The following is a 24640-nucleotide window of genomic DNA, read 5'->3' as shown; positions in this document are numbered from 1 at the left end:
TTTTATAGCATTTTTTATCATTGAAGAAAAAGAAGCGATGAAACCTGCAATTTAATTTTTTACTTCTAAATCAAAATTTAATGTAATTTAAGTCTCGGTTTTACTTTGCGGCTCAGCACATTGGAGAGAGTAAGTAAAAAAACCCGCCACCATCCATATAAAGACACTTGGTGTTGTTTGTACAAAGACAAGTAGAAGAGGCGGGCCAATTTACCTTCTATCATAAATTTTTGGGTCATTTTACCCATGAGGCTACCCACTACATGATGACTTAAGGTCACTAATGAACCATGATCGCGATACGAATAAAAAGGGAGGGATTTCCCTTCTAAATACAAATCTAAATTCTTATATAAAAATTTAGCCTGTTGATGAGCTGCTTGCGCCCTCGGGGGCACTGGTCTATCTGTATTCTTTTGCGGACAACTCGCGCAATCGCCTAAAACAAAAATTGAATCATCCAATGTAGTTTGCAATGTTTGTTTCACTAACAGTTGGTTGCTTGGATTTACCTCCAATCCGTCTAGATGTGATAAAAAATCCGGCGCCTTAATACCTGCAGTCCAAACAACAAGATCTGCGCGAATAAATTGCCCTGATTTTGTGTTCAATCCTTTATTTGTTACTTCATTAACTTGCTCATTCATACTGACCTTGACCCCCATACGGTTCAATTCTGCCAATACCTTTTCAGAGAGCTCCTCTGGAAGCGCAGTCAACAATCTGTTGGCTGCTTCAACTAAAGTAAAGGAAACAATTTCTGGCTGAATGCCAATCCCATAATTGATGATTTCATGGATGGAATGATTCAATTCGGCAACCAATTCAATTCCTGTAGCACCCCCACCAACGACAACCAAATCAAATTGCTTCTGTTGTTTTTGCTGGGAAAGACGCATGAAATGATTAAGTAATTCGCGATGAAAATAAACAGCCTGATGCAGATTATCCAAAAACAAACAATGCTCACGAACACCGGGTATACTGAAATCATTAGCGACACTTCCAACGGCGATGATTAAAACATCATAAGAGAGAGTTCGTTTAGGAAGTATTTCCTGGTTATGACTGTAAAAAGGAGCCAGATAAATTTCTTTTTTGTTTCGATCCAAACCTTCGAAGGCTCCCAATACAAAATGGAAATGGTGGGAAGCCGCATATGCTAGATAATCAATTTCATTTTCATTGGTAAATAAACTGCCTGCTGCCACCTCATGCAAAAGAGGTTTCCAAATATGAGTAGGGGAACAATCCACAAGAGTAATTGATTTGTTGGAATTTCTATATTTATAGCCAAGCGAAGCAGCCAGCTCCATCCCGCCAGCCCCACCGCCTACAATGATAATGTTTGTTCGAATTTCACTCTGCACCAAATTTTTTCCCTAATATTTATAATAAATATATTAATATCAATCACAATCAAACTTACACTCGTTTAAAGGGATAATTTTAGTCTTATTTATCCATTTATGACCTAGCCATATTAATACAAAAAGTGGAATACCAATATAGGAAATGAAAAGACCATACCAATCGATAGAATTTGCCATCAAAGCGGAATAATTCTGTCCGCTGATAACTATGATGCATACGCCAAAAGCAAATAAGGGTCCAAAGGGATATCCTTTAGCCAAATAGGGTAGCTTGGCTTTATCCTTGCCCTGGTGTATATAAGCTTTGCGAAATCGGTAATGGCTCATCGCAATACCCATCCACGCTATAAAACCAGAAAGGCTGGTGGCATTAAGTAACCAAAAATACACCGTACCATTACCAAAAATGGAAGATAAAAATGCCAACATGGCCACTGCACTGGTTAAAGCCAATGCATAAATCGGAATGCCTCGATGATTGACCACAGAAAAAATTCGGGGGACATGCCCCTCTTTGGCAAGATGCCATAGCATTCTACTGCCGACATACATACTTGAATTGGCTGTTGATATGATCGCTATCAAAATAATTGCATTCATAACCATTGCTGCAAAAACTTTATCATATTGCTGAAATACCAAAGTAAATGGGCTCATGACAACATCGGAGCTTGTTAATTGCGATGAAGTATATGGTATTAACAAACTAATAATAAAAAGCGATAAAATAAAAAAAATTAATATTCGCCAAAAAACCATTTTAATTGCCTTAGGCACTGTTTTGGCAGGTTGAGCGCTTTCCCCAGCAGCAACACCAATTAACTCGGTACCTTGAAAAGAGAAACCTGCAGCAACAAAAGCACCCAAGACTCCAGCCCATCCGCTATGAAAAGGGCCATCGCCAATACGCCAATTTTGGAAACCACCCGCTTTATAGTCCGTAAACCCCATCACCAAAAAAATACCGGTGAAGATAAATAAAATAATGACTGAAATCTTGATAAATGAAAGCCAATACTCTACCTCACCGAACGCTTTAGTCGAAATGGCATTAAAAGCAATAATTAAAAGGAGAGAAACTGAGCACCACAGAAAAGAAGGACTATTGGGAAACCAATAATGCATGATAAGTGCCGAAGCGGATATTTCTGAAGCGATATAAATGGCACAACTATACCAGTAATTCCAGCCCAGGGCGTATCCTAAAGATTTATCAAAAAAATGAGAAGCATAAACATAAAATGAACCGGTGGTCGGCATAAATGCAGCCATTTCACCAAGTCCTGTCATTAAAAAATACACCATGATGCCCATAATAAAATAAGCAAGCAGAGTTCCGCCAGGACCAGCTAAGGATAAAGCACTTCCACTCGCCAGGAAAATACCGGTTCCAATCGATCCTCCCAATGTGATCATTCCCAAAATCCGTGCATTAAGTTGACGTTGCAGTGAAGGCACATGTTCTAATTTGTGCATCATTCAATCCTTGAATTGAGACAAATTTCATCTCATGTTATGAACAAAAATTTATTGGCTACTCATTGAGGTATTCACACAATAATCTTTGAAAATGATGCGTACCCTGTTCCTTTGTCGGAGAAAATCGACCTGCAGTATAAAATCGCGAGCGAATTCCCCGTTGTACCGATTCGACAACGGCTTCATCTTCCCGTTCTACTTTATCCAAATCCCCACCAGCTCCTTTACCCAATTTGGTTTCATCGAGTACAAAAGTTAAAAATGATACTTTTGTTAATTCAGGGCCTAAAGGTTTCACTACATTTACAGAGCATCCCCATGGATAAAAATTCAACATCGTGTTTGGAAAAATCCAATAATAATAGGCAGCCACCTGTTTGCCATAGTCAGGTGAATCTTTTGGCAATACAAAACTTTCTTCGCCGTGACTTGCTAAAGCCAACTGCAAATTACAATAACGATAAAGCTCTGTAGTATAGCTGGTGCAATCAATTACTTTTCTCAATGAATGGTGAACAAAAGGAATATGCAGTGCCTCGAGGTAATTTTCACAATATAAAGCCCAATGTGCCTTAACCAAGTAATCACGCGAGCGATTTGTATCGAGACGCATTTTTTCTATGGGCAACCAGAAAAGACGTTCTTTAATGTCTGCAAATACCTCCTTAAAGGAAACCTGAGGTGCTAATGAAGCAAAAAGGAATGGGTCCAAGTGATCAAATGGAATCCGGGGTAAATTGTCCTTCGCCGATGGAAAATTGCACGTTTTTTCGAATTCAGGCATATGCAAGAATTCTCCGGAGAGACTAAATCGGCGTCCATGGTAGGCACATTTTATTTTTTCAGCGGAGCAAGGCGCTTCTACTAAAATATTACCGCGATGAGTACATACGTTGCTCATGCATAGAAAATTGTCTTGTTCATCGCGGACGAACAATAAAGGTTCATCGAGCAATCCAGGTAACAATGTAAAAGGTACTAATTGCTTGTCCAATCGCAAATTTTCAGAACTGAAACAAAACTGCCAAGTGCGGGCAAATATTTTTTCTTTTGCTTGTTCAAAACATTCTAAAGAGGTATAAAAATCTGCAGGTAAGGTAGAAGCTTTAGCTATATCAGGATCAACATAGAATTTATTCATCAGCAACATCCTTTTAAATAATCGAATCCCTACTCGTTCGGCAGGATAGTTTGGCGATATTAAATCATTAATTTTTATTGTTAGCTATAGCTCCCTCCAGTCAAATCACTGCTGACAAGAACTGTCATCATCATCCCTTAGACTCAAATCTCCATAACTTTAATCGGAGTGTCACATGAATCTTGATCCTAATTTAATTATTTTTTACGTTGCCAATCCCTTGGTTAGCGCCTCATTTTATGAAGGGTTACTCAAGAGCCAACCTATTGAATCCTCCCCTACATTTGTCATGTTTTCTTTAAAATCAGGTTTACGTTTGGGCTTATGGTCTAAACATACCGTGGAGCCTGATGCATCAGCCCTGGGTGGTGGCGGTGAACTGTCATTACAGGTAGCAGCAGATCACATGATTGATGAATTATATTCAAGGTGGCAACAGCAAGGAATCACTATAGCACAATCTCCGACGCGTATGGATTTTGGCTATACACTTGTAGCCCTAGATCCGGACAAACATCGCATTCGAGTTTTCTCCTTGTCCAAAAGAGATGTGTCATATTGACCCGCAATGACGTATTTTCATAGATTTTACTTCATTTTTGGAAAATGTCCCTTTGCTTGAATTTCTCACCTTGTTTATGAAACGGATTCCCGCCTGCGCGGGAATGATATGAATTAAATCACATGATTTCTAACCTATGTCATTCCCGCGAAGGGGGGGAATCCATCCTTCATTTCACTTCAAGATTTGCTCGGGACAGAATAGAATCTTGATCATTTTTAAAATTGCTTTACATAAAGTTTCATGGGAGGTATACAGAAAATTCTGTATACCTCTGCAAACATGAGGCCCGAGTTATTCCTCTACAGTGATATCAATTTTTTTCTCTACAGCCATTTCTTTCTTAGGAATAGAAATTTCCAAAACTCCATGCTTGTATTTAGCACTTATTTTTTTATCATCCGCAGTTTGGGGTAAGCTAAAACGACGATAAAATTGGCCCTGAGAACGTTCTACACGTGTATAGCCATTTTTATTTTCTGTTTTTTCGAAATGACGCTCTCCCCGCAGTGTTAAAATGTTATGCTCCAAAGAAATTTGAATGTCTTCTTTGTTTACTCCTGGAATATCTGCAAGAACTAAAAACCGCTCTTTTTCTTCTTTAATATCAACAGGGGGAGCCCAGGTACTGGTGTCTACTATAGAGGAGTCCGCTTGTTGCCCTCTAAAAAAATTATCTAGAAGCGAACCAATTTCATTAGATACAGGAAAATAATCACGTCTTAAAATATTCATAACCTTCTCCTAAAAATTTGCTTACATCCAATAAATAATGTCGACTTAGAGAAATTCAAGGGCATAAAATTGACGAATTAAAAATTTTTATTCATGAAGAATTCTGCAAAAGAGTATATGGGTTTTGCAAATTAAGTTATCATCCTTATACAGGATGACGATAACAACAAAACGGAGTTAGCTATGAAATATTCTGCACAGATTTTGGCTTTAGCATTTTGTTTTAGTTCTTTTAATAGCATAGCCGCCGGTGAGGCAATCAAGGAAGCGCCTATTTTAAGCAAAACGATAACGCAAGAAAAACAACAGCAAATGACACCCAAGCAAGCGTTAATGCGTTTGAAAGAGGGAAATCAACGTTTTTTAAACAACACTCCAATAACAAGAGATTATCTAAAACAAGCCCATCAATCTTCTTTTGGGCAGTATCCATTTGCCGTCATACTTAATTGCATGGACTCACGCAGTGTTCCTGAATTCTTTTTTGATCAAGGCCTGGCAGATCTTTTTACCTTACGTGTCGCTGGAAATGTGCTGAATGATGATATTTTAGGGAGCATGGAGTTTGCAACTCAAGTAGTGGGATCGCGGCTTATTGTCGTATTAGCACATACCTCTTGCGGTGCAGTAGTAGGTGCCTGTGAGGGTGCTCAACTTGGGCATTTGACAGACGTTTTAGATAAAATCAAACAGGTAGTCCAAACCAGTATGCAGCAACAGGGAATAAAAAATTGCGCTGATCCCAAGTTAATTGATGCCATTGCTAAAGCCAATGCCCTGAATGTGGTCAAAGAGATCCAGGAGCGAAGTCCAGTCATAAAAGAATTAATCAGTAAAAAGCAAATCGGGATTGTCGCAGGAGTACATGATATCAAGACAGGGAAAGTAACATTTTTTGAGGAAGAGCGTTCTGTTCCTAAATAAAATTTAATTAAATGCGCAGCAAAACCGGAATCCATATCACCAGTGATGCTGCGCCCCTTTCATGGAATGGTTACGTCTTTTTTAATGTATCCAGCAAAATATTCTCCAACTGCTCCCGATTTACCGAAGTACATACACGCACGATATTGCCCTTGGCATCAATGACTGTAGTACCTGATTGTTCTTCCGGACTTAAAACCACGCGCAACTTCTTATTTGTCGATTCAACAATAGAGGGGTCATAGGCAACCACTGCAGAAAGTACATCCCAGAAATACCACTTATGTTCAAAGATTTCAGCTTCATTACGGTGAAAAAGCTCATAAAAAAATTGATGGGCCAAACTGTTTTGATTTTCTTTCAACTTTAAATAAAATTCCTTGGTGACAGGAACTTGATTGGTCACATCCAGCCCGACCATGGTAATGGGTATTCCTGAACGAAATACTTTATCTGCGGCATGCGGATCCACATATATATTCCATTCGGCCGTAGTATTTTTAATTGTATTGTCCACCTCAACCAAATTTCCAGCGGTGTTCACCGCCCCACCCATGAGGTAAATCATTTTTATCTTGTTTTTTAATTCTGGCATTTGTTCCACTAACTCACCAAGATTCGTTAAGGGGCCAATTGCCAAAATTTCTACGGGTTCTTTTGAATTGTTTAATGTGGATTCCAACAATTTCATCGCTGTTTGTGAGGAAGAAATTTTTACTTTGGGCAGTAAATCGGAAGCGCCAGCCAAATTATCTGCAAGTTCTCTCAGCCAATCCGGAAATTGATGCATGCCAAACATCGGTGATTCCCTGCCGCAAGCCAAGGGAATGTTTTCATGATGCATTAAGGACAGCAAACCAGCTATGTTTTTTAATCCCGATGCACAGTGAGCCTCTCCAGTACCCGCTATTGTGATCGCTTGAATTTCGATGTCTTTTTGCGCTAATAAATACAGAATCGCCAGCTCATCATCAATTCCCACATCCGTATCAATAATAAAAGGACGAACGGCATGAGCTAAAGAAAACAATAAAAATAGAATGAAAAAGTAAACTATTCTAACAACAGGGATCATGGGGAAGTCTCCGTTTCGACAAAGAGTTTTTTAATGGTTAATAGTGCAATAAAACACAGCATTGCAGTCAAAGTAAGATAATAGCTGGGTGCCAGTGCATTGTGGTATTTCTCAATTAAAAAGGTGGCAATAAACGGAGTCAATCCACCAAAAAATGCAAATGCAAGATTATACGAAATAGCTATTCCTGTATAACGAATGGAGACTGGAAATAATTCAACCAATATACTTGGATAAACCATGATTAAACTGCTTAAAAGGGCAAAAATTGAAAATGCCATGATGAGTGATGATGTCGTCTGCCAAGATAAAATGACAAATAAAGGATAACTTAATAAAATAAAACCGGTTATTCCAATGAAAAGAATGAATCGCCGCCCTATTCGATCACTGAGCCAGCAAATCAAAATAAGCAGTAAAGAATATAAGCCTAAATTAATTGTATTGTAGCATGCCGCTTGTTGCTTAGGATAAACCAAAATTGTGGAAAGGTAAGTTGGCATATACAGAAAGATTAAATTGATCATGACTGAACCCAGACATGTAATCCCGACACCTTGTAAAATTTTTCTCCAATATAAAGTCATTGCTTCAATAAAAGGAATTCTTGTATTTTCTGTTGCGTTTTTAAATGCCAGGAATAAAGGGCTTTCTACCAATTGCTTTCGAATGTAAAAACTGAATATTCCAAGCAGCCCCCCTATGATAAAGGGAATACGCCAGCCAAAACTTGCTAGTTGAACAGTTGTAAGATAACGAGTAAGAATTAAACTGATTAAAGCCCCAAAAAAAATACCCAAATTGAGAAAGGAAAAAATTAGTCCGCAAGCAAGTGCCCTTGAGCGGGGATTTACATGTTCGCAAGTGAAGGTGAGCGCTCCTGGAATCTCACCCCCAATGGACAAACCTTGCAATAGACGTAAAGTGATTAACAGGATACTCGACAAGATACCTATGTGTTGGTAAGTAGGTAGAAACCCGATGAGAACTGTTGGCACAGCCATTAAAATAACTGAAAAAATAAATGTTTTTTTTCGACCGTATTTATCACCAAAATGGCTAAAACCAATTCCCCCTAGTGGACGAATTAAATAGCCAATCGCAAAGACAGCATAAATACTCATCAGCGAGGCCAATCTGTCTGTTTCCGGAAAAAAAATTTGACTGATTATGGGTGCGAAAATCACGTAAATAACAAAATCATAGAATTCTAAAGCGCCACCCAAAGAAGCAAGAAAAATTATTTTTCTTTCGCTAGAATTTAAAGATAAATCCTGCACCTCAAATCCTTTTTACGACAAAAGGGTAAAATAGCATAACTTTTTCTCGTGCTCATGTTTTTTCATATAATAAATGTTTTACTTTATTTTTTTGGAGCCCTTACAATAATGGTTCTTTCCACAAAATTTTAGTACCATTATTCCGAACCATTTCATTTCTTTGTGAACATGAACAGCACTCCATTTTCTAAACAAATGATTCAACGTGTTGATGCAGCTGTTACCCCAGCTCTAATAGATTCTTATCAAAAATATGGTGCTGTCTGTATTCGCAACATGCTCACCTCCGAAGAAATTGATTTATTGGTTGAAGGCATTGAATTCAATTTGAAATATCCAAGCCGTAGAGCCAAGATTGCCAGTGAAGAAGATGATCCTGGGTTATTTATTGAAGATTTTTGCACATGGCAAATGAATTCTTATTATTAACAGTTTATTTTTAAATCTCCCGTAAGCCTTATTGCAGGTAAACTGATGAAAAAGCAAAATAACACGCCTTTATCATGATCATCTTCTTGTTAAAGAATCGGGAACCCGGCAACGTACTCCTTGGCATCAAGACCAACCCTATTATAATATTGAAGGGCTACAAAACTGCAGTTTATGGATTCCAATTGACCCTGTCCCTTATGAATCGACTTTAGAGTTTATTGCAAGCTCTCATTTAGGGCCTTGGCTCATGCCTCGTTCTTTTAAGGACAATCAAACAAAATGGTTCCCTGAGGGTAGTCTTGCTGACTTACCGGATATTGATGCCAAACGGGAAGATTATCCTATTTTAGGATGGCAGATAACGCCAGGTGATGTGGTTTGTTTTCATATGCTGACCCTTCATTCTGCAGGTGGTGTAGGTCACAACCTCAGAAGAAGAGTTTTTTCTGTACGCTTTTTGGGTGATGACATCACTCATGCACCACGCCAATGGACAACCTCACCTGATTTTCCAGGTTTAAGTGATGAGCTTCCGTCAGGAGCGCCCATGGATCATCCTTTATTTCCTATTATTTGGAGTCGTGTGTAGCATGATCGATTTTTTTTGCCTACCCTAATGATTATCATGGTCTCTAGGATCAAAGATTAGAATACTTTGTTTGATTAGAAATAACCAAAATTCTAAAGCATCCAGGGGTAAAGCCCTATTCACCGGATCAGGAAAAATCTATTCTGGCCTATGGATAACAAAGGTCACCACGCCACAAATAATTAAATCTTCCTCTTCAGTAATATCAATGGGTTTATATTTTGGATTTTCAGGAATTAACTGCACGCGCGCTCCTTGTTTGGATAAACGCTTAACAGTCAACTCTCCATTAAGTGCGGCAATCACAATTTTCCCATGTTGCGCTTCCAGGCTTTTATCAACAAGTAAAAGATCACCAGAATGAATACCTGCACCAATCATCGAATCCCCTGTAGCTGTTAGGATAAAAGTTGTAGCAGGATGTTTTATCAATTGCTGATTTAAATCCAGGTACTTTTCAATATAATCATCTCCGGGAGAAGGGAATCCTGCTTGGACCTTGCTGGAATACAGTGGTAATTTGTAATTTTGAGATTCTTTTTCTAATAATGCGTGAATTTCCGAAAGCCGAGAAATAGGAATCCGGATCGCTTTAGTAGGTTCTAATCCAAATTTTCCACGTCCTAAAGGGCGACCTGCTCCCTCCCTTTTACCTCCTCGTTGACTCATCACAGCTTCTCATTGAATTTCGTTTCAATAATCAATGATAAAAATAAATGACTGGTTTGTAAAATAAAAAGCATATAAAGTTTTGCTCAAATTAAACCGAATAAAAAATTCTGTTTTTTTTCCTTAAAATAAGCAATACTTCGTTCTGAATAAATCGTGGTAAAATCTATGGTTAAAATCAGACCTTTCCTCAAATGGGCAGGAAGTAAATACAACTGCCTTCAAAATATAATTCCCTTTCTTCCACCAGGGAAACGCTTAATTGAACCTTTCGCGGGTTCAGGCGTCATTTTTATGAATACCCAGTATTCGTCTTATTTATTGGCTGAAAGTAATTTTGATTTAATCTCGCTTTATACTACCTTACAGAATCAAGGAAAATCGTTTATTAATTTCTGTGAGAAGTTCTTTTGCCCTGAGTTCAACAATAAAGAAAAATATTATCAAATCAGATCTGATTTCAATACTTTAGCCAATACGCCACAAAAAGCGGCATTTTTTCTTTATTTAAATCGTCATGGTTATAATGGATTATGTCGATACAATTCTAAAGGAATCTATAATGTTCCTTTTGGACTTTACACCAAGCCTTATTTTCCTTATAAAGAAATGCAGTTTTTCTATCTCAAAAGCCAACAAGCAAAATTTATTCATAATGATTTTAGAAAAACTTTTGAACAAGCTGAACGCGGAGATGTAATTTATTGTGATCCACCCTATGTTCCTCTTTCAGAAAAATCACCCCACTTGCCTTATACGAAAAAAATATTTACAACGGAAGATCAAATAGAATTAACAGAATTGGCTCAAGAAACCGCGGCCAAAGGAATACCCGTGATACTCTCAAACCATGATACTGAGTTTACCCGATATCATTATCGAAAAGCGGAAATTATAAGCTTCCCAGTATCACGCTTTATAAATTGCCAAGCCTCTCTCCGCCAACCAGTTAAAGAGTTACTTGCAATATTTAATTGATTTCCGAAAGCGCTTTAAAGCGCAGTAAAAAATAAGCTCCACTGCGCGAAAGAACTCATTCTAAGTCGTCGCTTCGACAGGATGATCTTTATGGTCTTTAATAAAAAAAGCCAGAATAGTAACCAATAATAGTGAAAGAGGTAATATGGATAATGCGACTTGGTAGTCCACATTGGTATAGATATGCTCTCCCTCCACAATACCGCTATCGCCAAAGGTATCCAGAAGTTTACCGACTAATGGCTGGAAGATAACTCCTGCAAGAGTCACTATCATATTGGTTGCTGCAAATACTGTACCTGACAGTTGGGCTCCACTACATTCTTTCGCCATAATAAATACAATAATTTCTGTCGCACTAAAAACACCATAAAGAAACAGTAAAATATTTAAGCTCACGTAGGACAAACCAGGACAATATAATACAAGACTAATACAAATTAAGGCCAATATGGCACCTAATACCAAAGGTAATAAACGTCTTCCGGTATGATCTGATAAGTATCCAGCGATAGGCGCACCTACAGCCCAACCTAGAAATACTGCGGAGACTGTTTTAGCTGCTTCTACTTTAGTTAAATGATGGGCTTGCTCTAGATAAGTTTTTCCCCACAATTCACCGAATACAGACAAAGAGGTATACAAACATGCCCCGACAAATCCAATGACCCAAACTTCTGGCGACATTAACACTTTCAAAACATTTCTAAAAAATTCAGGAAGAGGATGCTTATTAGACTGGTGACCTTTAGGGCCATCACGTACCACCAAGAACATCAATACACTTAAACCGGAGCCAACAATCGCAATTAAAAATAATACATGTTCCCAACCAATGCTCTCAGACCATTCTGTTATCTTCACTTCACCATAAACAAGGCCTAACATCCCTAGAGTGGTCATTAATCCTGCGACCAATGAAAAATAACGCCGTGGGAGCCAATGCAATGCAAGAGACAATACGCCTACAAATGCAAATGAAGATCCAAAACCTACGAGAAAACGTCCCGCCCCAACCAGAAACATGGACGAAGTCAAAGTAAACATCCAGGAACCAACGGTACAACAGAGACAGGCAAAGGTTAAAAGTCGCCGGGGACCGAATCTATCCATAAGCATTCCTACGGGCATTTGCATGGGTGAATATGCAAAATAATATAAAGCAGATATTTGCCCAAAAGTCGTCGCCGATATGTGTCCTAACGCCGTACTTAGCTCAGTCTGTAAGACGCCAGGAATTATTCGTAATATAAATTCATAGCAATAAAAAATAGCTCCAATAAAGCAAATAAACATGCCAAAGAACAATTGTTTTCTTGAAACGATATTATTTAGGTGCATGAGCGTGAGTTTCCCTTAAGAAGAAAGTTAATAAAGCAGCAATAAACATGCTAATGGGTATAAAAGCCAGCGCTATGCGATAGTCGGTTATGTTGTATAACTTATTTACATTTTCTACAACTAAAGCTGAAGAAATCGAAGCACCGCTCCGCAATGAATAACTAAAATCTAATAAATGTCCTACCAAAGGCTGTAATAACATCCCACCAAGCATCACCACCATATTGGTAAATGCCATTGCAGTACCAGCTGCTTCACCAGGACTTAACTCTCTTCCGACTGCAAATACAATCGCTTGTGCGCTATAACATAAGCCTAAGAAGAACATGAGGATCTGTACATTAGTTTCATTTAATCCAGGGAAATAAAGAATGACCAGCATTAATACCGTAGCAATGCTGGCGCCCATAAGCATAGGCAATTTTCTGCGGGCGATCCGGTCCGAAAAATAGCCCATGAGCGGCGCACCTATAGTAAAACCTAAGAAAAGTAATGAATTCGCCAAACCTGCAGCGTGCGCAGACAAACCATGGGCACTCCTTAAATAAGGGATACCCCAGAGTTCAGCAAAAACTGTAGTCGGTAAATAAACCATGCAACCGTATAAGCCGTTAATCCAGATTTGTCTGTTACTCATAATAATATTTAGGTCAACCAAGCCTCTTTTAAAAGTAGATACAGTACCACTTTGTCTGTAACGTCCTTTTTTATCGTGAATGCCTAACCATAAAAGAAAGGTTAATAAAATTCCAAATAAGGCGGTCATGTTTAAGGTTTTGATCCAACCAATTCTTGTTACAAATATTTCTAGAAAATTATCTCCAAGCATTGCACCTACTGTTCCCAAAGCTGAAGTAATACCGGAAACCATAGCCAATTTGTTTTCTGGCAACCAAATTGTAGCGAGCTTTAAAACACCAACAAAAGCAAAAGCTGACCCTAATCCGACTAAAAAACGACCTGAAGCGGCAACCCAAAAGGATGTAGTGCTTGTAAATAAAAAAGTTCCTATGACACATACCAAACAGGCAAAGGTTAACAACCTTCGTGGGCCATAACGGTCCATCATAATACCAACAGGTAATTGCATCGGTACGTAGGCATAATAATAGACGGAAGAAATATGACCAAATCCTGTTGCTGATAAATTAAAATGCTCACGCAACGCAGCTTCCATGGCACTCGGCGCGATACGAAGCAAATATTCATAACTGTAAAATAGCGCTCCAAGACCACATATAAGCCATCCAATTAAAGCGTTATTTCTTCGGTTTTCAGAAAGCAAAGTAATCTCCTTACTATTTGGTTGAGCAAGAGCAAACACTGTTTCATTCAACAGTGAACACTCTTATTCAATTAATTCACCTGTTTTCCTGAGCACAAGCTAGTGCCTCTCATACGGCATACTGCTACACCTTGAGATTCCTAAATGCAATCAGGAAGCTACTTTATTCTAAATAACAACTACTTAATCGCGCCGCTTGCTATTGCAGCCTGAGCTACAGCAGCAGGCACTCGTTCTCTTAAACGAGGATCTATAGGTTTGGGAATAATGTAGTTAGGGCCAAAATCCCAATGCGTAACACCTGGGTAATTATCCTTGACTACCTGGGGGACGGGCTCATGCACCAGCTGCCGAATCGCTTCCACTGCTGCAATTTGCATCGATTGATTAATACATTTAGCACGCACATCCAATGCGCCTCGAAATATATAGGGAAAACATAAAACATTGTTCACTTGATTGGGATAGTCACTTCGACCCGTAGCAATAACCAAATCATCGCGGATTTGAAACGCCAATTCAGGCCTAATTTCAGGATCGGGGTTGGATAAAGCGAAGATAACTGGTCGCGGTGCCATTAATTTTAACAAATCAGCATCTAATAAATCAGGTTTTGCAACACCGATAAATACATCCGCATCAACAAGTGCATCCGCTAAAGTACGACAATCGGTAGTGCGGGCAAAAGCAAATTTATATGCATTAAGATCAGCACGCCCCGAATGAATCACTCCCTTGGTATCTAAAAGTAACATATTTTCTTTACGCGCACCCAATGCAACAAGAAGCCGCATGGAAGCAATTCCCGCTGCCCCTGCACCGATACAAACAATTTTCGCTTCTGATATTTCTTTTTGTTGCAGTTCAAGCGCATTAAGTAATCCTGCTGCAACGACAATGGCCGTACCATGCTGGTCATCGTGGAAAACTGGAATGTTTAATTGATCAATTAATGCTTGCTCAATTTCAAAACATTCAGGCGCTTTGAGATCTTCTAAATTAATTCCGCCGAAGGTCGGTGCGATGCGTTTTGCAGTACCAATAAAAGCTTGTACATCGTGCGCATCAATTTCTATATCGAATACATCAATTCCTGCAAAACGCTTGAATAAGACTGCTTTACCTTCCATAACGGGCTTACTGGCAAGTGGGCCGAGATCACCTAAACCCAATACCGCAGTCCCATTAGTCATTACTGCAACCAGGTTTCCTTTATTGGTATATCGATAAGCATCTTCAGGATTTTCTGCTATGGCAATGACTGGCGCCGCAACACCGGGTGTATATGCCAGTGATAAATCACTCTGAGAGTCCGTTGGTTTGGTAACGTGGACACCAAGTTTTCCAGGAGTTGGAAACTCGTGATAATCTAACGCGCTCTGCTTTAAAACTTCATTATCCAAAATACTCACTCTCTTTTCATATCAAACAAAACTTAAAGTAAGGCCTAAAAATCCTACTAACCCCTATTCTTTCGGAAAAGCAAGTTGAACTACTTTTCTAAAGTTATCAACCCATTGCTCAATCAAGTGTCATAGACACATGCAAATACTGACTGTACCGATTAAATGGATCTAAGTAACAGTCATGAAATGATTTGAATTGAGGCAAGAATTGGACATCAAGAACCTAAAACTACCGCAAATTAGCATTGCAGGATCAATATGTCAATAAGTTATACTTCGAGCGAAGTATATAAATAAGGCGCAAAATGCGCCTTATTTTTTCTATTTTTCAGTTTGCGTAGCACGCTTGTTATAACGATCACGGAATTTTTGAACACGACCGCCAGTATCTACCAATTTTTGCTTGCCAGTATAAAAAGGATGGCATTGAGAACATACTTCAATGTTCAAATCTTTACACAAGGTTGAACGAGTTTCGAATTCTTCTCCGCAACTGCATATGACCTTAACTGTTTTATAATCTGGATGGATTGATGCCTTCATAATACTACTCTCTATAGTTTAAATGAGTATCGCCACCTGAACCGTATGTCAGGCACCATACTCGATGCAAATGACGCAAAACAATATCAGAAAAATCCATTTAAAGCAATTTTTATAGTAATAGCTGTTAACTGATTTGCCTATTTGGTGCAACCTAAAGCTATTTCATTAACCCAGGAAAAGTTTATAGGTAAACAGCATCTTCTCTAAGCATATTAAATTATCCGTCCTACACAGCGGTTTTCCCGGATTCAAGTACTAATAATAGACTATAATGTTAACATATATATCTAATTGTACTTTAATATGCCTATTAAATATAAGCCCTTTGATGATCTTGACCGTGAAATTCAACTTAAACGTGGTGATGCCTATATAAAAAGAAATATAAACTTTGATAATTCATCCATTGTGAACAGCGCCTCAAGAGTTCTGAGAGGCCTAGGTTTAAATAATTTTACTTCAATTATGGTTGAACCAGACGTAGTAGGAAAAAACTTTAATTTATCCAATCAATTAGAAGATAAGGGTATCGATTTTTCTAAATCAGAACCTCGTTATGTCTTTTTTTCCTTGCCAACAAAACTGGGGGAGCATTCGGTAGCCATAGTCATTGATAGAGAAAAGAAAAAAGTACATATTATGGATTCTTTAGGCGAAGATTATCCAGAAGCCATAAAGCAAATTAATCAATGTATCGAAGATGGAATTTTATATGGTTATGATATTACATGTGGTTCAGGAACACAGCATAAAGATAAAAACATCGGTGGTGTCCATAGTTCTGCAAATATAATTGAGCTAATTATCGAAGATATAGTTCCTACTGATGGACATCAGTTACCTGATCGTTCCGAGGAGACAGTCATCAGGTTAACCGGACTGTTAAGCACTGCAAATGATGACGAAGCCGCAGATAGGCAAAAACATGATAAAGAATCCGCAATTGCTTTCCGCCAAAAAAATAGTTTATTTTCTGTATTATCAAAGCAAAAACCTTCTAGAGATATTTTAGAATTTTTGAAAGAATTAAAAAAAGAAACACCTTTCGGTAGTGAATTTAGCCAACGCCCTTTAAGTGATTTCTTAAAGGATTTTGAAAAAAAATTTCCTAATAATAAGCTAAATGCAGAATTCAAAAAACCAAACTTTCTTGAAATAATAAAAAAATATCCTCCACTTGATGGGAAGTTGCAGAACCTACTGGAGATAGAGTTCAAAGACTTTTTTCACAAAAAATCTAATTTTAAAAAATTTACAGATTTCATTACTCGAAAATCTTCAACTGACAAAGAGACCAGATCAGTAAAAGAAGCTAGGAAAAAAATTGAAATCGAAATAAAAAATTCCGATTCAAAACAAGGAGAAGAACAAAAAAATGACAGAGATCGAATTATAAAATTGAATGAAATTGCTGAAGATTGTAAAAAAAATGGAATTTCCAACTTCCCTTGTTTAGATGCCATCATCAAATTAACGGAAAATAAAAGATCTTATATAGGTGTAGGATTTGGATACATAAAGAAGAATCCGGCACAGCCTCACTTATTGTCTATAGACGGTATCGATCTCCATATAGACCCCTACGCCCCACTCAATCACGCTTATTCCCATGTGAGCTTGCCTGATGGTTTAAATGGAATTATTGATTCTTTTATTTCTCAATATGATCGAGCAAAAAAAGCCGATCTACTTTATGAATGGAGTGGCAATTTTTTAGGTTACTGCCTTGATGGGCAACTAGAATCTGCATCTAATTTTTTAGAGATAAGAGATCAGCCTAAAATGTCAGTACACAAAGGAATGGAAGTATTTTTATCGGAATATGCTAAAGATTTTGCAGAAATCAAATTTTTAGGGAAAATCAAAAGTTGGAGCGATCTGGGTAATCTTTATCAGGAATATCAAACCGCTCTCAATGAAGTTAATAAAGGTCATACCTATCTCATGAAACTTTCGGATATAAAGGATGAGTCTTACTCATCCAATAATATTAAACTATTGCAAAGACAAATAAATTCCATAGGGACAGCGTTCAATTCATCACGAATTGCAGAATTCATACTAGCAAAACATCCTGAATATGAATTCAGTGATGGACAGAAATTATCAGCAGAATTGATTATTACTTATTTAAAAGAAATCTTGTGTATGGAAGAAACGCATCAAACCACCAGTACATATGGTCTTGTATTAACTCATCTTGATACAAATGAGCCAACAAATCCCAAAACGGCAGAAGTTTCCAAAAAAGAGACGAGTATCCAACTTGAAAAACTAAACAATGATGAAGTTCCTACAGATCTCTCTCAATTCGACACTGATTATAACACGGGTCCTAACTGATACTGTGATTTAAGTCTAATTCAACCCAAACCGGCGCATGGTCAGAAGGTCTTTCAGCCTTACGAGGTTCTTTATCAATCACAGATTGCCTGCATAATTTATTCAGCGATTTACTTAATAAAATATGATCAATGCGCAACCCCCTGTTGCGTCGAAACGCAGCGGCACGGTAATCCCACCAACTAAATGCTTTATCGTCCTGCATAAAATTTCTAAAACTATCATGCAGACCAAGTTGTAATAATTGAGTAAATGCTTCTCGCTCCGCCGGACTTACGAACACAGAGTTCAGGAATTCAGCCGGATCATGAACATCCCGATCTTCTGGAGCAATATTAAAATCACCAACCACAGCAACATTTGGATAAAGGCTTATTTCCTGTTGAATAAAGGCAGTAACCTTTTGCAACCAATTGAGTTTGTATTGATATTTATCTGATGTTAAATCCGATCCATTGGGCACATACAAATTGATTAACCGGATACCCGCAACAGTTACCACTAAAATGCGACGCTGGGGATCAGCAAATGCAGGGATATCTTTGAGAACATCAGAGAAAGGATATCGACTGATAACTGCAACCCCGTTGTAAGACTTCTGTCCCGAGTATATGACATGATAACCTCTTTCCGTAAAAGTAGTAGCAGGGAAATTATCATCAATCAATTTGGTTTCTTGCATGGCTAAAACATCAACGCGATTCGCGTCAAACCAGCCTAATACCTGATCGAGTCTAATTTTCAAAGAATTGACATTCCAGCTGGCTAACTTAAGCATGCCATTCTCCTTTATATTCAATCAATAAAGGGGCGTGATCCGATAAACGAGGCTCTCGAAAGATTCGACTGTCAATCACATGTTCCGTTAGGCCTGGGGTAACTACCTGATAATCAATTCTCCATCCTACATTTTTTTCCCATGCTCGTCCTCTAAAAGACCACCAGGTATATTGTTCTTCCTGCTGATTGTGGACGCGAAATGCATCAATGAAGCCCATCGAACCAAATAATCCATCCATCCATGCTCGCTCTTCAGGTAAAAACCCAGAGTTTTTTTGATTTCCTCGCCAATTTTTTAAATCAATCTGTTTGTGCGCGATATTATAATCACCACAAATGATAAGTTCTCGACCTTCATTTTTTAATTGCAATAAATGCTGGGCAAATTGTTCAAGAAAACTGTACTTTACGGTCTGCCGATCTTCACCACTTGTTCCTGAAGGCAAGTAAAGCGAAACGATACTGAGTTTCGGATAATCAAACTGGATATATCGCCCTTCATTGTCACAATAATCATAACCAATTCCTTTAACAACACGAAGAGGTTTATGGCGTGCATAAATGGCTACACCACTATAACCTTTCTTTTGCGCAGAAAAATACTCGCAAAAATAATCCCGTGGATAGTACAATTCTTCAGGTATTAACTGTTCTGGATGTGCCTTTGTTTCTTGGATACAAACAAAATCAGCATTTTGCATTGCAAGCCATTCATAAAAACCATTACGTGCCGCAGAACGGATACCATTGGCATTAAAACTAATTACTTTCATTTTTTAAACTCTTTTATTTATTGTAGCTTAGAGAAATACACATGAAGGGAATCGCTCCATTTTCTCGACATGAACTGAAGGATGTGAGCGGCTCCCATAGTTCATTATTTTTTGTCTAGCTGAAGAGCAACACGAGCCAACCGCTCCCCTAAGTGTTTTGCCATATTGATTTCATCCTGGCTCAGATCGCGATCATTTGCCACACCCGAAACATGAGTCACGCCATAGGGTGTTCCCCCACTCATTGTATTATTTAATGACGGTTCAGAATAGGGAACGCCTAATAAAATCATTCCCTGATGTATTAATGGCAACATCATGCTCAACAAAGTAGTTTCTTGACCTCCATGCATGCTGGCTGAAGAAGAAAACACACAAGCAGGTTTATCAATGAGATCACCGGCCAGCCATAAAGATGACGTTGTATCCAGGAAATATTTCATGGGAGCCGCCATATTCCCAAAGCGGGTAGGACTGCCTAAAGCAAGACCATGACACTGACGTAAATCATCCAAAGTGACGTAGGGTGCCCCTTGATCTGGAATGGCTTTATCCACTGCCTCACATGTTGTAGAAACAGGTGGGACGGTTCTAATTCGTGCTTCAATACCTGCAACACGTTCAATGCCTCGCGCTATAAATTGTGCCAGCTGAGCCACAGAACCGGTACGCGAGTAATATAATACCAAAATATAAGGATTAGACATCAAAACAACTCCATCATCATGAACATCATTGAGTTCAAGGCAGGGCATTCAAGTTTATTCGGATAATTGCCAGGAACTCAACAGGTTGTCATAGATTAAAAAATTTATAATCATAATTTAATTGGTCTTCTAATTTTTTTTCAATATATTTGATTCGTTGGTACAAAGATCCCCCCTTTTCAGGTTTTAAGGTTTTAAGCTCAGAGACAATATCCTCAGCAGAATCATAATAATTTTTAATGGAAATTTTTGCGATAATTTTACTGACTGATTGGACATGGTGTCTATTCCAATGACCCGAAATCAAACGGCCAATAAAGGAACCGAATACACAATTCTCTTTGGTGTAATCTAAAAGCAATGCCTTAATACGTTTCGTGTTTGAGCCTCCATGAGTATTATTCCAAATTTTGGTATAGGGGTCGGGAAAAATTGAACTGCGTCTTGAGCATTTAAAAAAAGAATATGCCTTGACACCTTCACTCGAAGAATGAGGCCCATAATTTTTTGAAGAATTATCCACTTCTTCTTCTAAAAGCTCAAGCTTTTCACTGATAGTAGCAATAGAATTTAAATTATGTGACATTTTCTTCTCCTCCATGAGACATCTGTTTTTAGAACTTGCACCTTCTTTTTTATCACATACTATTTTTTTTTTCGAATCAAGACTTTTTGCAAAATCACAAATGCTAGAAATGTCATCATGAAAAAACATTCACACATCCTGACAAAACATTGTTCCAAAGCGATGCTTAACTATAGAAATATACAAGTCACTCAATGGGAGGAGAAACAATGCATTATGCTTTTGTTTCAATTGTTCAAGAAGGGAAAAAAATTTGAATGAATTCAAGAAAACAAATGGTGCGTAGATAACTAAATGATTAAGCTTGGTGAAACGCAACTGAAATGAGCGTGCCTCTTATTCGAGGTGCGTTTCAACAAGATTTCTTTAACTTAAAGAATATAACGAGCTAAATCTTCATCAGCAACCAGCTGTCCTAGATTTTTTTCAACATAGGCTTTATCCACATGGACTGATTCACCAGATTTATCTGTAGCGTCAAATGAAACAACTTCTAATAAACGTTCCATTACGGTATACAATCGACGCGCGCCTATATTTTCTGTGCGCTCATTCACTTGCCATGCCACTTCGGCAATTCGTTTTATCCCAGTCTCATCAAAAGTTAAGGTGAGACCTTCTGTAGCCATTAATGCACTATATTGTAAAGTCAATGATGCAGTAGGCTCTGTAAGAATTCGTACAAAATCGTCAACCGAAAGGGCTGACAATTCGACTCGAATGGGCAATCTACCTTGCAACTCAGCAATTAAGTCAGAAGGCTTGGCTACATGGAAGGCACCAGAGGCAATGAATAGGATATGATCTGATCGAATCATACCGTATTTAGTCGTAACGGATGTTCCTTCAACTAATGGCAGTAGATCTCTTTGTACACCTTCTCGGGAGACGTCCCCACCGCCGCTGTTTTCGGCTCTTCGTGCTACTTTATCTAACTCATCTATAAATACAATTCCATTTTGTTCTACATTTTCGATGGCCCGAATTTTAATGTCATCTTCATTAATTAGTTTGGCTGCCTCTTCTTCGCGTAAAATTTTCATTGCCTTAGCAATAGTCATTTTCCGTGTTTTCGTTCTGTGGGTGCCAACTTGTTGAAACATGGATTGCAGCTGGTTCGTCATTTCTTCCATTCCAGGAGGAGCCATAATTTCAATTCCTATCGGAGATGCTGAAATTTCAATCTCAATTTCATTGTCATTGAGGATTCCTTCCCGCAGTTGTTTCCTGAAAACCTGTCGGGCAGTACTGTCTTTTTCACTTGGGGTTAAACTACCGCGTGCAGGTGGAAGTAATACATCCAGAATACGCTCTTCAGCGGCATCTTCAGCTAAATGTTCTACTTTTTTCATCGCGTATTCACGTTCTTGTTTTACTGCAATGTCTGCTAAATCCCGTAAAATCGAATCGACATCTCGACCTACATAGCCGACTTCAGTAAATTTTGTAGCCTCAACCTTGATAAATGGAGCGCGCGCCAGCTTAGCCAGTCTGCGGGCAATTTCAGTTTTACCCACTCCAGTTGGCCCAATCATAAGAATATTTTTTGGCATAATTTCGTTGCGCAAAGCGGGATCGGTGATATTCATTCGCCGCCAACGATTACGCAATGCTATTGCTACCGCTCTTTTCGCATTATCTTGGCCAATAATATATTTATCCAGTTCCTGGACAATTTCACGAGGGGTCATTACCTCTCGGACAATCTCACGAGGAGTAGTCGCCATGCTGTTATTTGTTGCCATGATTTAATTCTTCTATAGTTAAATTGTTATTGGTATAAATACAAATATCTCCAGCAATAGTTAATGCTTTACGTACAATTTCCATTGCGGATAATTTTGTATTTTCCATCAATGCGCGTGCCGCTGCCTGGGCGAAAGGACCTCCTGAGCCGATAGCAATCAAGCTATTTTCTGGTTCGATTACATCGCCATTCCCAGTAATAATTAGGGAAGATTTAACGTCCGCCACTGCAAGAACTGCTTCAAGACGACGCAACATTCTGTCGGTTCGCCAATCTTTAGCCAGTTCAACTGCCGCACGGACCAAATGTCCTTGATGCATTTCCAGTTTACTTTCAAAACGTTCAAATAGAGTAAATGCATCCGCAGTACCGCCAGCAAAACCTGCAATAACCTGATCTTTATAGAGGCGCCGCACCTTACGCGCATTACCTTTCATTACGGTGTTGCCTAAAGTTACTTGGCCATCGCCACCAATAACTACTTGGTTTCCTCGTCTTACTGAGAGTATGGTTGTGCCATGAAATTGTTCCAAAATTAAAATCCTCAAATCAAACAGGAATCACATAAATGGGGATGATGCATGAAAAAACAAGGGTATAAAAAGAATAATTTGTTGTATCAGGTATTGATAGATGCTTGATCCACCCATCAAGACCTGAAAAAATTAGATAAAAAATGAAATGCCATGGGACAAATTCGGCAAACCAAGATACTGAGCAATACTTTGACCAATGTCCGCAAAGGTATCCCTACGTCCAATAAATCGACTATTAAGGTTTGGGCCATATACTAATACGGGGATATGCTCTCTTGTGTGATCTGAGCCAGCAAAAGTCGGATCGCATCCATGATCTGCGGCAATGACGACTATATCTTCTGGTTTCAATATAGCGGTAAGTTCTGGAAGACGTGCGTCAAACGCTTCCAGCGCCTGTGCATAGCCAATCACATCCCGTCGATGGCCGTATGATGAATCAAAGTCAACAAAATTAGTGAACACCAAACTGCCTTCAGGAGCGTTCTTCATGGCATTTAAAGTGGCATCAAATAAAGCCATATTCCCGTCCGCTTTTATGACTTGAGTAATACCTTGATGTGCATAAATATCAGCGATTTTCCCTAGTGCGATTACTTCCCGACCCGCCTCTTTCATATAATCAAGCAAAGTTTTAGCAGGAGGCAAAGTCGCATAATCCTTACGGTTAAACGTGCGTTTGAAGGATCCTGGCTGACCAATGAAAGGTCGGGCAATGACACGCCCAATCTGATATTCATCTACTAAGGAACGCGCAATGTCACAGATCTCATATAGACGCTGCAAACCAAAACTTTCTTCGTGTGCAGCAATTTGAAATACGCTGTCTGCAGAAGTATAAACAATGGGCTTACCACTTTGCATATGCTCTTCACCAAGCTCTTCAAGAATTGTGGTTCCGGAAGCATGTTTTTCACCGAGCACGCCGGGTATGCCAGCACGATGAATGAATTCATCAATTAATTTTTTTGGAAAGCAAAACGGTTGATCGGGGAAATAACCCCATTCGAAGGTAACAGGGACCCCTGCTAATTCCCAATGCCCGCTTGGAGTATCTTTTCCTAAGCTCTGCTCCACTGCGTAGCCATAATACCCTTCGGGATCAGAAAACGAAGACAATTCCACAAAACGGAGTCCACAACTGGCTAATGCAGCATGATAGAGTCCCAATTTAGCCAAATTTGGTATCTTCAATGGACCTTGTCGCACTCCAATACTATCGCATTCTCCCAGCTCACATGCCTGATGAATATGGAGAAAGGTATTCGCCCCCTCATCACCATAACGATCCGCATCTAAACTAGCGCCTATCCCAAAAGAATCCATGAGTAATATACAAACTTTCCCGGTCAT

The 24640-nt window shown here is 38.8% G+C and carries 22 protein-coding genes and 1 pseudogene; 5 read left to right on the top strand and 18 right to left on the bottom strand.

Translation table 11 applies throughout. From position 1 onward, the window contains the following. Window positions 1–77 precede the first annotated feature (77 nt). From BU07_RS0106480 to BU07_RS0106470, 3 genes are read right to left on the bottom strand one after another with little or no spacing between them, the layout of a single operon-like run. A complete protein-coding gene (locus tag BU07_RS0106480; RefSeq protein ID WP_084157810.1) occupies window positions 78–1370 on the bottom strand; it encodes an NAD(P)/FAD-dependent oxidoreductase in 1293 nt (430 codons plus the stop codon). Window positions 1371–1409: 39 nt separating this feature from the next. Beyond that, window positions 1410–2852, bottom strand: a complete 1443-nt coding sequence (locus BU07_RS0106475; RefSeq protein WP_242601841.1) for an amino acid permease — start codon at window positions 2850–2852, stop codon at window positions 1410–1412. A gap of 55 nt (window positions 2853–2907) precedes the next feature. Next, entirely contained in the window at window positions 2908–3993 is a 1086-nt protein-coding gene (locus tag BU07_RS0106470; protein ID WP_031564413.1) for an SRPBCC family protein, read from the bottom strand. Between the two features lie 175 nt (window positions 3994–4168). Between BU07_RS0106470 and BU07_RS0106465 the strand changes: the two genes are divergently transcribed. After that, window positions 4169–4555 (top strand): VOC family protein, encoded by a 387-nt coding sequence (locus BU07_RS0106465; protein WP_031564410.1) that lies wholly within the window; start codon window positions 4169–4171, stop codon window positions 4553–4555. A gap of 294 nt (window positions 4556–4849) precedes the next feature. Here BU07_RS0106465 and BU07_RS0106460 read toward each other — a convergent pair whose 3' ends face one another. Further along, window positions 4850–5290, bottom strand: a complete 441-nt coding sequence (locus tag BU07_RS0106460) for an Hsp20/alpha crystallin family protein (protein ID WP_031564407.1) — start codon at window positions 5288–5290, stop codon at window positions 4850–4852. 183 nt (window positions 5291–5473) lie between these two features. On the opposite strand from BU07_RS0106460, the gene BU07_RS0106455 reads away from it, so the two are divergent. Continuing rightward, window positions 5474–6214: a carbonic anhydrase family protein gene (locus tag BU07_RS0106455; RefSeq protein ID WP_031564405.1), complete on the top strand. Its 741-nt coding sequence runs from the start codon at window positions 5474–5476 to the stop codon at window positions 6212–6214. Window positions 6215–6284: 70 nt separating this feature from the next. Here BU07_RS0106455 and BU07_RS0106450 read toward each other — a convergent pair whose 3' ends face one another. Both BU07_RS0106450 and BU07_RS0106445 read right to left on the bottom strand, forming a co-directional pair. Next, window positions 6285–7289 (bottom strand): nucleoside hydrolase, encoded by a 1005-nt coding sequence (locus tag BU07_RS0106450; RefSeq protein ID WP_031564403.1) that lies wholly within the window; start codon window positions 7287–7289, stop codon window positions 6285–6287. Next, on the bottom strand, window positions 7286–8569 hold the full coding sequence (locus BU07_RS0106445; protein WP_031564401.1) for an MFS transporter: 1284 nt from the start codon (window positions 8567–8569) through the stop codon (window positions 7286–7288). The genes BU07_RS0106450 and BU07_RS0106445 overlap by 4 nt, the downstream gene beginning before the upstream one ends. 195 nt (window positions 8570–8764) lie before the next feature. Here BU07_RS0106445 and BU07_RS16715 point away from each other — a divergent pair. Continuing rightward, a pseudogene (locus tag BU07_RS16715) lies at window positions 8765–9590 on the top strand (phytanoyl-CoA dioxygenase family protein). Window positions 9591–9728: 138 nt separating this feature from the next. Here BU07_RS16715 and BU07_RS0106435 read toward each other — a convergent pair. Next, a complete protein-coding gene (locus BU07_RS0106435) occupies window positions 9729–10259 on the bottom strand; it encodes a LexA family protein (protein WP_031564399.1) in 531 nt (176 codons plus the stop codon). 168 nt (window positions 10260–10427) lie between these two features. Between BU07_RS0106435 and BU07_RS0106430 the strand changes: the two genes are divergently transcribed. Beyond that, window positions 10428–11237, top strand: a complete 810-nt coding sequence (locus tag BU07_RS0106430) for a Dam family site-specific DNA-(adenine-N6)-methyltransferase (RefSeq protein ID WP_031564397.1) — start codon at window positions 10428–10430, stop codon at window positions 11235–11237. Between the two features lie 60 nt (window positions 11238–11297). On the opposite strand, the gene BU07_RS0106425 is transcribed toward BU07_RS0106430, so the two are convergent. The 4 genes from BU07_RS0106425 to rpmE form a co-directional block, all read right to left on the bottom strand. Further along, window positions 11298–12578: an MFS transporter gene (locus tag BU07_RS0106425; protein WP_031564394.1), complete on the bottom strand. Its 1281-nt coding sequence runs from the start codon at window positions 12576–12578 to the stop codon at window positions 11298–11300. After that, the gene (locus BU07_RS0106420; RefSeq protein ID WP_031564392.1) at window positions 12565–13863 is read right to left on the bottom strand and encodes an MFS transporter; all 1299 of its coding nucleotides are present in this window, start codon (window positions 13861–13863) and stop codon (window positions 12565–12567) included. Before BU07_RS0106420 ends, BU07_RS0106425 begins: the two co-directional genes overlap by 14 nt. A 179-nt stretch (window positions 13864–14042) precedes the next feature. After that, complete coding sequence (locus tag BU07_RS0106415; protein WP_031564390.1) at window positions 14043–15266, bottom strand: malic enzyme-like NAD(P)-binding protein; 1224 nt, start codon at window positions 15264–15266, stop codon at window positions 14043–14045. A gap of 324 nt (window positions 15267–15590) precedes the next feature. Further along, a complete protein-coding gene (gene rpmE / locus BU07_RS0106410; protein ID WP_031564388.1) occupies window positions 15591–15812 on the bottom strand; it encodes a 50S ribosomal protein L31 in 222 nt (73 codons plus the stop codon). A gap of 306 nt (window positions 15813–16118) precedes the next feature. On the opposite strand from rpmE, the gene BU07_RS0106405 reads away from it, so the two are divergent. Continuing rightward, complete coding sequence (locus BU07_RS0106405; RefSeq protein WP_051635494.1) at window positions 16119–18158, top strand: hypothetical protein; 2040 nt, start codon at window positions 16119–16121, stop codon at window positions 18156–18158. Here BU07_RS0106405 and xth read toward each other — a convergent pair. From xth to BU07_RS0106370, 7 genes are all read right to left on the bottom strand, one after another. After that, on the bottom strand, window positions 18151–18936 hold the full coding sequence (gene xth / locus BU07_RS0106400; RefSeq protein ID WP_031564385.1) for an exodeoxyribonuclease III: 786 nt from the start codon (window positions 18934–18936) through the stop codon (window positions 18151–18153). The genes BU07_RS0106405 and xth overlap by 8 nt on opposite strands. After that, entirely contained in the window at window positions 18929–19711 is a 783-nt protein-coding gene (locus tag BU07_RS0106395; RefSeq protein WP_031564383.1) for an exodeoxyribonuclease III, read from the bottom strand. Before BU07_RS0106395 ends, xth begins: the two co-directional genes overlap by 8 nt. A gap of 104 nt (window positions 19712–19815) precedes the next feature. Further along, on the bottom strand, window positions 19816–20418 hold the full coding sequence (gene wrbA, locus BU07_RS0106390) for an NAD(P)H:quinone oxidoreductase (protein WP_031564381.1): 603 nt from the start codon (window positions 20416–20418) through the stop codon (window positions 19816–19818). Between the two features lie 88 nt (window positions 20419–20506). Next, entirely contained in the window at window positions 20507–21004 is a 498-nt protein-coding gene (locus BU07_RS0106385; protein ID WP_031564379.1) for a DUF5617 domain-containing protein, read from the bottom strand. Between the two features lie 371 nt (window positions 21005–21375). Further along, the gene (gene hslU, locus BU07_RS0106380; RefSeq protein WP_172459792.1) at window positions 21376–22749 is read right to left on the bottom strand and encodes an ATP-dependent protease ATPase subunit HslU; all 1374 of its coding nucleotides are present in this window, start codon (window positions 22747–22749) and stop codon (window positions 21376–21378) included. Next, entirely contained in the window at window positions 22736–23284 is a 549-nt protein-coding gene (gene hslV / locus BU07_RS0106375; protein ID WP_031564375.1) for an ATP-dependent protease subunit HslV, read from the bottom strand. Before hslV ends, hslU begins: the two co-directional genes overlap by 14 nt. 132 nt (window positions 23285–23416) lie before the next feature. Beyond that, window positions 23417–24640, bottom strand: coding sequence for a phosphopentomutase (locus BU07_RS0106370; protein WP_031564374.1), 1224 nt, complete (start codon window positions 24638–24640; stop codon window positions 23417–23419).

Source organism: Legionella wadsworthii DSM 21896 = ATCC 33877, from assembly GCF_000701265.1.
Classification (GTDB): domain Bacteria; phylum Pseudomonadota; class Gammaproteobacteria; order Legionellales; family Legionellaceae; genus Legionella; species Legionella wadsworthii.
Note: the sequence above shows the minus strand (reverse complement) of the source record. Positions and strands in the feature narration are given on the sequence as shown.